Annotated in this window: 6 protein-coding genes; 1 reads left to right on the top strand and 5 read right to left on the bottom strand. The window is 39.6% G+C overall.

Features of this window, described 5'->3' with window-relative positions:
* Positions 1 to 733 precede the first annotated feature (733 nt).
* Positions 734 to 1,228, bottom strand: coding sequence for an Lrp/AsnC family transcriptional regulator (locus ACXAG2_RS20540; protein ID WP_474870129.1), 495 nt, complete (start codon positions 1,226 to 1,228; stop codon positions 734 to 736).
* Between the two features lie 145 nt (positions 1,229 to 1,373).
* Between ACXAG2_RS20540 and ACXAG2_RS20535 the strand changes: the two genes are divergently transcribed.
* Positions 1,374 to 1,901 (top strand): peptidylprolyl isomerase, encoded by a 528-nt coding sequence (locus tag ACXAG2_RS20535; protein ID WP_474870126.1) that lies wholly within the window; start codon positions 1,374 to 1,376, stop codon positions 1,899 to 1,901.
* Between the two features lie 70 nt (positions 1,902 to 1,971).
* Here ACXAG2_RS20535 and ACXAG2_RS20530 read toward each other — a convergent pair whose 3' ends face one another.
* The 4 genes from ACXAG2_RS20530 to ACXAG2_RS20515 form a co-directional block, all read right to left on the bottom strand.
* The gene (locus ACXAG2_RS20530; protein WP_474870124.1) at positions 1,972 to 3,132 is read right to left on the bottom strand and encodes an MFS transporter; all 1,161 of its coding nucleotides are present in this window, start codon (positions 3,130 to 3,132) and stop codon (positions 1,972 to 1,974) included.
* A gap of 49 nt (positions 3,133 to 3,181) precedes the next feature.
* Positions 3,182 to 4,888: a hydantoinase B/oxoprolinase family protein gene (locus ACXAG2_RS20525; protein WP_474870122.1), complete on the bottom strand. Its 1,707-nt coding sequence runs from the start codon at positions 4,886 to 4,888 to the stop codon at positions 3,182 to 3,184.
* A gap of 21 nt (positions 4,889 to 4,909) precedes the next feature.
* Positions 4,910 to 6,967 (bottom strand): hydantoinase/oxoprolinase family protein, encoded by a 2,058-nt coding sequence (locus tag ACXAG2_RS20520; protein WP_474870119.1) that lies wholly within the window; start codon positions 6,965 to 6,967, stop codon positions 4,910 to 4,912.
* 72 nt (positions 6,968 to 7,039) lie between these two features.
* Positions 7,040 to 9,208, bottom strand: coding sequence for a TonB-dependent receptor (locus tag ACXAG2_RS20515; protein ID WP_474870116.1), 2,169 nt, complete (start codon positions 9,206 to 9,208; stop codon positions 7,040 to 7,042).
* Between the last annotated feature and the right edge of the window lie 563 nt (positions 9,209 to 9,771).

The raw sequence follows: 9,771 nt of genomic DNA, 5'->3' as shown, positions 1-9,771 counted from the left end.
TTCCGGTGTACTTGAACACCGATTCCGGAAATCAGCACAAAAGTGTACTAAATAAATCCGGAATCAGTGTTCAAATGATTCCAGAATAGGTATTCAAGTGTTTCCGGAATCGCTGTTCAGATCCGGCCGGAATATAGACAACTCTGCACAAATAAAAAACAATTTAGCAGAGAAAAGTTTAATTCGGCAGTCCACAAAACAACCTAAACCCATGATATAATTGAGAATATAATATATCGATAATTAAAAGACCTGCCAATTTACAGAATGGCAATTTTTGACACTTTTAAAATCATAATAAAAACAAGATGCTGGTGTTTTCGGGATTATTTACTATTTCAGTATTAATAAAAAATGGCGGAATTGGAGAATGTTTTTGGTTATAAAAATCACAATACAAATAACAAAAAACTCTTAATAACTTTTAATAATTCTCCAATTTTATTGTCATTAATCAATAAAAGCATGTTGTATGAGGAAGATTAAACTCTCATAAAAAAAATTTTTACCTGATTCTGATATTAAAATGAGTGATCACAGAGATTCAAACTCACTTTTGTGACAAAAATGTTAGTGTCAATGGGTGGCTCTGTGTCAATAAGATACCTTTACATTGAACTATTCCCGACTCTTTACGATCAGAAGCAGACGCTCAAAAATCTATTACCGCAAGGCACAATAATAATGTGCTAGTTATTAATTTTTAAATTAGTGTTTATGAATATAGGTTAAACTACTCTTTCCATTGTAATTTATCTAAGGGGTAGCCGCCAAACCATTTTGGCTCGTCCATTACAAAGTGGCTGGTGATACTTTCTATACCTAATTCTTCTTGCAATAACTCATCACAAAACTCGTTAAACTCTTCTACAGAAGTACAAATAACAAAGGCTATGTAATCGATGCCACCATTTACTCGTAAACAATCGACCATTTGAGGATATTTCTTAATAGCTTTTTCAAAAACACTACAGTTTTGATAAGTATTACTTTTCAGTTTAATGTTGGCATATACTTTTACGTTAATACAAAGTTTATTTACATCGAGCGCCATCACATACTGTAGGATATATCCTGCTTCCTCCATCGCTTTGACACGCTGTAAACAGGCACTCGGCGATAAACCAACCCGCTCAGATAGCTCGTTATTGCTAATGCGAGAATTATTTTGGAGTTCGATTAAAATATTACGATTAATTTTATCGAGTTTAACCTGCTTCTTCACCATAGTTACCACCACGAGATAGAGACAAAACTAATTGTAATTTCAACGTTTCATTTCAATATATTTTGTTAATTTTTAGTCTAGTTAAGCGACATTATTTTTAAGACATTACGTAAAATAGTGTCAAAACACATTATTGGAGCTCTAAATGTCAGATAATCCCAATGTCTTAATTAAAACTCAATTCGGCAATATTACCGTATCACTTTTTGCTGATAAAGCCCCTGTAACGGTTAGTAACTTTTTAACCTACGTACAAAAAAAACTTTTTGACGAGAGTAGTGTTTTTCGTATTGTTACCAAAGACAACGCTAATCAACCAGAAGACACCAATACCCAAATTGAAGTGATTCAAGCGGGGTTACCTCCTGAGCATCCTAGCTTGTTAGCACCTATTGCTCACGAAGCAACGAACATTACCGGTATTTCCCATACTCATGGCACCATCTCAATGGCACGTTTTGCCCCTGGAAGTGCAGATGGCAGCTTTTTCTTTTGCATTGGTGATCAATTAGAGCTTAATCACGGCGGTAAGCGCTATGAAGATGGCTTAGGCTTTGCCGCTTTTGGTCGTATTACTGAAGGCGATGACGTTTTGATGGCGATTTACGAGCAAGGGGAAAAACATGAGTATTTGGAAAATGAAATCATCATTCATTCGATTACTTTACTCTAATTTATCTTCCTTGTTAAAAAGCCAAGCGATATAAAGTAATTCATAACGTTTGGCTTTGTGAGCTATAAATTTATCGCGATTTCCTTGCTAATGGCATCATCAATGCGAAGCACAGCATAAAAGCGATAGCACCCATGGTATTAACTCCGAGGTAGCTATAACCAACAATTATTTGTGCCGCTATCATTGGACCTATTATATACCCGACGCCAACGAGTGTTTGTGCAGCACTAATATACTGACCACTGTGATCAGCATCTGAAATAATGGCAAAAGTACGTGCGCCAACAATGCTCCAGAAAAAGCTAAAAACACTTAAAAGCATTAAATACTTAAATTCGCTAACGTCAAATAGCACAGCGATTAATGAAACGCCCATAATGACCACAGAGAGTGATAACAACCACGCATTTTTTCCTTTGTCATTTAGCCATGCAAAAAATAGAGCACCTAGTAAGCCAGCAATCATTGCCAGTGCTAAAGCTTGTGATACGTAGTCTAACGATAACCCAGCGTCTGTACCTGCAAATGAAATGTAAGTCCATGTACTGCCAATGCCAATGTAAAAACACAGTAAGCCAGCAAGGGCGATTAAAAAGTACTTAGGCGCAATATAGTGGTTGCGTGGGTTGGCTTCTTCTCTAGTCAAATAACTTGTAGTATTTTGCGGTAATTGTTTAACGACCAGTAAGGGCAATAGGTAAAGCGCGGCCATAGCAACAAATACTGCTATTAGGCCACCTGCTTGATAAATAGGTGCAACCGTTACTAAACCCAAAGCTTGTACGCCAACCACCACCGCGGTATAAAAGCCAAACCAACGATTAGGGTTTGATGTCATACCTATAGCTGTTATCCCAACTGCTACTAGTAAGCCTTCACCGAAACCTGCAATGATACGGATGAAGCATAGTAGCGTCAAACTGTCAGTAAGAGCCGAAGCTAAATTAGCCAAAACAGTGATGGCAACACCGACTAATGTTACTTGTCGAAATTGAAGCTTTTGGATAAAAAAAGAAAATAGTAAGGTGGCGATAACAATGCCGACAGAGTCGGTTGACGCTAGATGACCTATTTGTTGATCAGTGAGTGCCATTGTCTTGGCGACAACTTCTAAATACACTGGTAAAAATAGCAATACCAAGTAACCAATTGGCGCCGTGAGTAATCCAGAAAGGCCAAAGGCGAGATCATTATTTTTGCTTATTTGGTGTGAGGCAACGGCTGACATATACCCTCCGAAAATAATAGAGCTTAGCTACTCGCTAGGCTCATCATGGTTACTGATTATACTGGTAAATTCTTTTAGCGTCTTGCACTGTAATAAAACCATTCAGGATATCTTTGGCGATAGCCTTTTTATCTCTTAACTTCGGCTCGCCCCAGCCGCCACCATTACCGGTAACAAGGCGTAAAACATCGCCTTTTTGCAATGGATATCGGCTCGTGCGGCTAAATTTAGCTTTAACTTTGCCATCAGCGCCAACCACTTCTGCATAGTTGCAAGAGCCACTTTGACCGCCATCAACGCCCCAAGGCGGCGTAATACCGCGACCAAAAAAGCTTGAGATATCGGCGCCATCTTCTAGAATGCGATATTCTAAAATGACGCCATTACCGCCACGGTACTGGCCTGCGCCGGCACTTGAAGTGTTAAATTCATAACGTTCAATACGCACACCATAGCGCTCTTCGGTAATTTCTACTGGAATATTACTGGTTTCACCATTACCAACACAAAACTGACCTTTTTCCCCATCTTTAGCGTTGTTTGCGCCCCAACCGCCAACCAGTGGCTCAACTAATAAAAATGGCTCTTTAGTTGATGGATTTATACCTGATAAGTTCATCGTACAAACACTACCAAATTGTCCTGCCGTTAATACTTCAGGAATAGCAGGCGATAATGCTTTTCGAATAACATCAGCAGCACACACCATAGCTTCAAAATAAGAAGAGACTGGCGCGGGGCGTTTTGCTGTCAAAACCGTACCTTCTGGGCAACGTACATGTAAACGTCTGAAACAGCCATCTGTTGATGGTGCATCTGGCTCAACAATACCCATAAATACTTCACGGGCGGCAGACTCTAGTACGCCCATCGTACAGTTAATTGGCCCCGGTGCTTGCTCTGACGAGCCAGTAAAATCACAAATAAAAACTTCATCAGTGATCGTCACTTTTACTTTTACTGTAAATGGCCCGTTGCCCATACCATCTTCATCAATAACATCTTCGGCATAGAAATCACCTTTAGGTAAGTTTTTAAATTTCTCCATGACCATAGCATCCCCATGATCAAGTAGCTTATCAATTGCCTTTAACGTAGTATCTCGACTGTATTTTTCCATGACTGATAAAAAACGTTGTTCACCAACTTTTAACGAGGCGGCACATGCTTGTAAATCACCTAAGGTCATATCTGGTAAACGCACGTTTGCTTCAATTAAATCAAGTAGTGCTTGGTTAGCGACGCCTTTTTCAAATACTTTAATGCCAGGGAATTGCAAACCTTCTTGATAGATAGACGTAGCGTCTGCACTATAACTGCCAGGATCTTTACCTCCAATTTCTGTCCAGTGAGCCTTATTGCCTGTCCAAGCCACTAAAGTATTCCGGTAAAACACTGGGCGAATCATACAAACATCAGATAAATGGGTTCCACCGCCTGAGTAAGGGTCATTTAAGATAAAGACATCATCTGGGAAAATCTGATCGCTATCATATTTTTTAATGATGTTTTTTACGCCAGCATCAAGTGTACCGATAAAACCAGGAATACCATTACCTTGAGAAATTAATCGCCCTTTGGCATCTGTAACGCCAATACCATAATCGAGTGACTCATAGATGATTGGGCTTTTACTACTACGCTGTAGTGCAATAAACATCTCTTCACCAATGGCAATCAAGGCATTTTTTATGATCTCAATGGTGAAGATATCAACACTAGTGGTATTTGACGTGTTGTCTTTAATCGCAGTCATTAGTTAAATCCTCTGTGTTGGTTATTGGTTTAAGTGAATATGAATACCGCCAAAGGCATCCACTTCCACTTTACTATCAGGAAGAACAACTGTAGTTGTGGTTGGCTCTTCAATAATTGCAGGGCCAGTAAATTCCATACCATGATGTAATAACTCACGTTGATAAATACAGGTGTTGTGAACCCCTAAATCGTCAAAATCAACGTCACGCTCACCAACTTTTGCAGAGCTGGCATCTATTGATTCACTTTTCGCTACTGAAGCAATTTCTGCTTTATCAAGTAAGCCATAAGCTACTAAATGAAGATTAACCACTTCAATGGCTGAACCTTCTAAACTAAAGGTATATTCTTGTTCATGGGCTTTGTGGAAACGAGTAATTAATTCGTCGATAAAGTCCTCTTTTGCCATTTTTAAGTCAGACACAGCAATTTTTACTGTGTGCTCTTGGCCTTCATAACGCGCATCAAGATAGAGCTCGTGCATTACGCGATCATCACTAAAACCATCTTCTTGATAATCAGCTAAAGCTTTGTTGATTACGCCATCAAAAGCATGATCAATTTCAGCTTTGCTGTGTCTACTAATGGCAATTTTATGGGTTTGAATGTAATCGCGACGCAGATCTATCATTAACATTCCCCAAGCTGAGAACACTCCAGCAAATGGTGGGATAATGACTTTTTTCGCATTAAGTTCTTTAGCTAACGCCGTTGCATGTAAGGCACCACCGCCACCAAAGGCCATTAACGAGAAATCACGAGGATCATATCCACGGTTTACCGAGATAAGCTTTAATGCATTTACCATATTTGAATTGGCAATTTTTAGCACTCCATGGGCAACATCCATCGCTTGTACGCCGAGCTCACCTCCTAATTTAGCAAAGGCATTGTGTACTGCTTTTACATCAGGCTTGATATCACCACCAGCAAAGTTTTCTGGGTTAATACGACCAGTATAAAGGTTAGCGTCAGTGGTAGTTGGCTCATTGCCGCCGCGGCCATAGGCCACAGGTCCTGGCGTAGAGCCAGCACTTTGTGGACCAACATGTAAGCTACCTGCCGCGTCAATCCAAGCAACAGAGCCGCCGCCATTGCCAATTTCAACAATATCAATAACTGGCGTTTTTACTGGGTAACCTGCTGATTTAGCAGTTTTTTCTAACATATATTCAGTGGTTATGCGGGTTTCACCATTATGAATTAGTGAACATTTCGCGGTTGTACCGCCAATATCAAGTGCCATGATATTGCCATCGCCAATAACTTTACCGTAAGCCGCCGCACCTAAAATACCGCCAACAGGTCCAGACTCCACTAAAGTGATCGGGTTTTTACTTGCCGCATTTAAAGTGGCGATACCACCGTTAGATTGCATGATGAATGGATCATTCTTTAAGCCTTTCTCAGCTAGCTTAGTTTTCAATTTATTTAAGTATTGCTGTGTAGGTGGCAGAACATAAGCCGAGAGCACAGTGGTATTGGTGCGCTCATATTCACGCCATTCGGCTGAGATTTCATTTGAGGAAATTACATCCACTTCAGGCCACCCTTGTTTTATTGCAGCAACGGTTTCTTGCTCATGAATAGGGTTTAAATAAGCATGTAGGAAACAAACACCAATCGCTTCAATATCTTGTGACTTAAAATAGCTGATGATTTCAGGCAAACTAGTTAAATCAAGCTCAGTTACAACATTACCTTGGTGATCTAATCTTTCGGGTAACTCAAGGCGTAGGTGACGCTCAACAAATGGACTAGGTTTTTGGTAGCAGTTATTGAAAATATCTGGCGTATTGCCGCGAGCAATTTCTAAAATATCGCGAAAACCCTGGGTGGTGATAAGGCCCGTTTTAACACCTTTACGTTCAGTGATTGCGTTAATTACTACCGTTGAGCCATGGGCAAAGAAATCAACATCATCAAGGCAAATACTCGCTTTATCAACAGCGTTAACAACGCCCTGTTCAAAATTAGGTGGTGTGGTATCGCTTTTTACCGCTTTAACTTTACCTTCATCTATGTAAACAAGATCGGTAAAGGTGCCACCAACATCGGTTGCAACTCGTACAGTCATAGAGACCTCTAAAAAAAAATTGGGGAAAATTGGTTGCCACTTATTTATGGCTACCGCACCGAAATTTACCGACTAAAAATTAAATTTTGCCTGCATACCAATTTGTCTTGGTGCATTTGGCATGCGAATTAATGGGTTAAATAAGAATACTGTTTCTGGTGATTCTTCGTCAGTTAAATTGTTGGCAAATAACGACACAGACCAGTTTTCATTTTCAAAAGTGAAATTGGCATTTAGGTAAGTGTGAGTATCAGACTCACCGGTATCTTCGTTAAATATGTCAAAGCTTCTTGGGCCAACCGTATTGAACGCAACGCGAGAGCTTAATAACCAATCGCCTGAAAGCTCAGTGAAGTGAGTAACGGAGCCATTTAAGTTGAACTCAGAAACATAAGGCATAGTGCCGCCTTCTGTTTCTTGAAGATCGCGGCCTGATAAAATATCTACACCTTGGTTTTTAGTAATTTCGTTATCAATTAATCCAGCGCCAATAGCGATTTTTAAATCGTCAGTCACGTTGGCTGATAATTCGAGCTCTAAACCATTGATAGTGACTTCATCAATGTTTAAGTTCTCTAGCGTAAAGGTTGTTGGGTTTAAGCGAGTAAATTGCGCCTGCTCTTGTAAAATATGAAATGCGGCTACATTTAACCAAACACGATTATCTAACCAAGTGGTTTTTGAGCCGATTTCAACAGTGTCTGACACCTCTTCGTTGTACTGGCGATTCACTGTTGGTGCGTACTCGTTAAAGCCGCCAGATCTAAAACCTTTTGAATAGGTTGAGTAAAATAAAACATCTGGCGTGTACTGCCATGCTAATGACGCTTTAGGTTGTAATTCACTAAAGGTTGCTTTGGCTCTTGATGCAGCAACATCACGCTTATCATAAGCTTCACGGGTTTCTGAGTCATAACGAAGAGCAAGGGTTAATTCTAAGCTTTCTGAGATATCGTAATTACCTTGACCAAATAATGCATAAGCATCACTTTCTTGTTCGGTTTTTTCACCGGTAAATACTAATGTAGGGTCACTTTTAACTAACTCTTTGACATCGTCATAAGTAACACGCTCAGTTGGCGTAACATCCCACACTTGGTCGTAAGATACACTTCTATCTTTAGTTTCAGCAAAACCACCAACTGTCCAACGAAAAGCATTATCAATTGATGAGGTAAAGCGTGCTTCAATGCTCTTGCCATCTTCTTTAATTGGGTTGATTTGAGTAATTGGGAAATAGAAGTTCTCTTCACTGGCATCTAAATGGGTAAAGTCACCATCTGAGAAAAACTCGATATCGGCGCTATTAGCAGAAGCGACAACTGTTAATTCACCGGTATTAAATTCACGCTCAAGCTTAGCTGATACAAAATACATTTCTGAGATATCTTCACCAACAGTATTGGCATCTGGCTGAATATCGAAATCTTCTAATTCTTCAGCAGTGATATACGCCATATAGTTACTACCTTGACGAGTGTCAGAGTAGTTACCCTGTATGGTTAAGCTAGTTTCATCATCAATATAGTATTCCAACAAACCTTGGAAACCATAAGCACCGTCAACAAAGTCAACTTCTTCATTTAAGTAGGTGTTAGTAATTTGACCATCACGGTCGTGGTAATTAGCAGAAAAACGGTAATAAAGCTTATCCTCGCTAATTGCACCACTAATAGCTGCATTTAGTTTAACGTCATTACCTTCAGCAAACGATACTTGGATTGAACCTTCGGTTTCATCACTTGGCGCTTTAGTAACTATATTAATTGCGCCACCAATGGCATTTTTACCGTAAAGAGCGCCTTGTGGGCCGCGTAATACTTCAATACGCTCTATGTTGTGTAGACCTTGGTTGATAAATTCAAGGTTTGGCACGGTTACGCCGTCAACTACATAAGCAATTGGCGCTTCACCAACTTGAGGTGTGATAAGGCCGCGTACAGTGACAAAATTTAATCCTGAGCGGAAGTTAGTAGAAACATCTAAGTTAGGAGTAAGCGCAGAGAAATCTTTAATAGTAGTTATTCTGGCTTGTTGAATTTCTGCTTCATTAATCACTGTCACTGAATCAGGGATTTGTTGCAAAGACTCAATGCGCCCCCTTGAGCTCACAACAATTTTCTCTATTTTTGGATTGTCTGCTAATGTAGCTTCTTCGGCAAAAGTAGGGGTAGTAAATGCTAGTGTACTGCTAATAGCTAACGTTAACTTAGCTGGACGTAATATCTTATTCCGCAACATAACTCACCTTCTATGATTCATTTATTTTTAATATTTATTGTTATATCCACGATAACTCTTCCTTTACGAAAAATTTCACTGCATGTAACACTTTAAACAAAAAGTCATGTGTTTATTTACTACTTAAAGTGAATTTATATTTGCTTGACTTGGTAAAAAGGGAAATGTCGGAAAGGTTAGGTGATCGTTTTATAATGACTTTTTATTCATGCGATAGAGGTTAAGGGCTAGAGTTCATCTTTTGAATATGAACAATAAACACCAAAAAAGGATTTTCAGTACTTGCTCTATTGGTGCCTTTTACTGAATACAAGAATCAAATTAGAAAGCAGAGCCATAAAGGCCTGCTGCTAAGTTACCGAACTTTCGCTTCTCGCTCAAAGCGGACCTATAGGTAATTGCATAACTGATAATGGGGCAATAACGAGTTAACAAAAAGGCGAACCTTTCGGTTCGCCTTTTTAGTGTTCTACTAAATAACTGATCCTATGTCTGCTACACCTTTGCCATTCCGTGGGCATTGCCGGGGAATGGTGATGCGGTCTCCATAAACCGCCGTACTC

The organism is Alteromonas sp. ABH4_456, from assembly GCF_056160645.1.
Note: the sequence above shows the minus strand (reverse complement) of the source record. Positions and strands in the feature narration are given on the sequence as shown.

What these genes read in the sequence shown, in the direction of transcription:
- ACXAG2_RS20525 (WP_474870122.1), bottom strand. Translation starts at nt 4,888, where the DNA reads ATGACTGCGATTAAAGACAACACGTCAAATACCACTAGTGTTGATATC.
- ACXAG2_RS20535 (WP_474870126.1), top strand. Translation starts at nt 1,374, where the DNA reads ATGTCAGATAATCCCAATGTCTTAATTAAAACTCAATTCGGCAATATT.
- ACXAG2_RS20520 (WP_474870119.1), bottom strand. Translation starts at nt 6,967, where the DNA reads ATGACTGTACGAGTTGCAACCGATGTTGGTGGCACCTTTACCGATCTT.
- ACXAG2_RS20530 (WP_474870124.1), bottom strand. Translation starts at nt 3,132, where the DNA reads ATGTCAGCCGTTGCCTCACACCAAATAAGCAAAAATAATGATCTCGCC.
- ACXAG2_RS20540 (WP_474870129.1), bottom strand. Translation starts at nt 1,228, where the DNA reads ATGGTGAAGAAGCAGGTTAAACTCGATAAAATTAATCGTAATATTTTA.
- ACXAG2_RS20515 (WP_474870116.1), bottom strand. Translation starts at nt 9,208, where the DNA reads ATGTTGCGGAATAAGATATTACGTCCAGCTAAGTTAACGTTAGCTATT.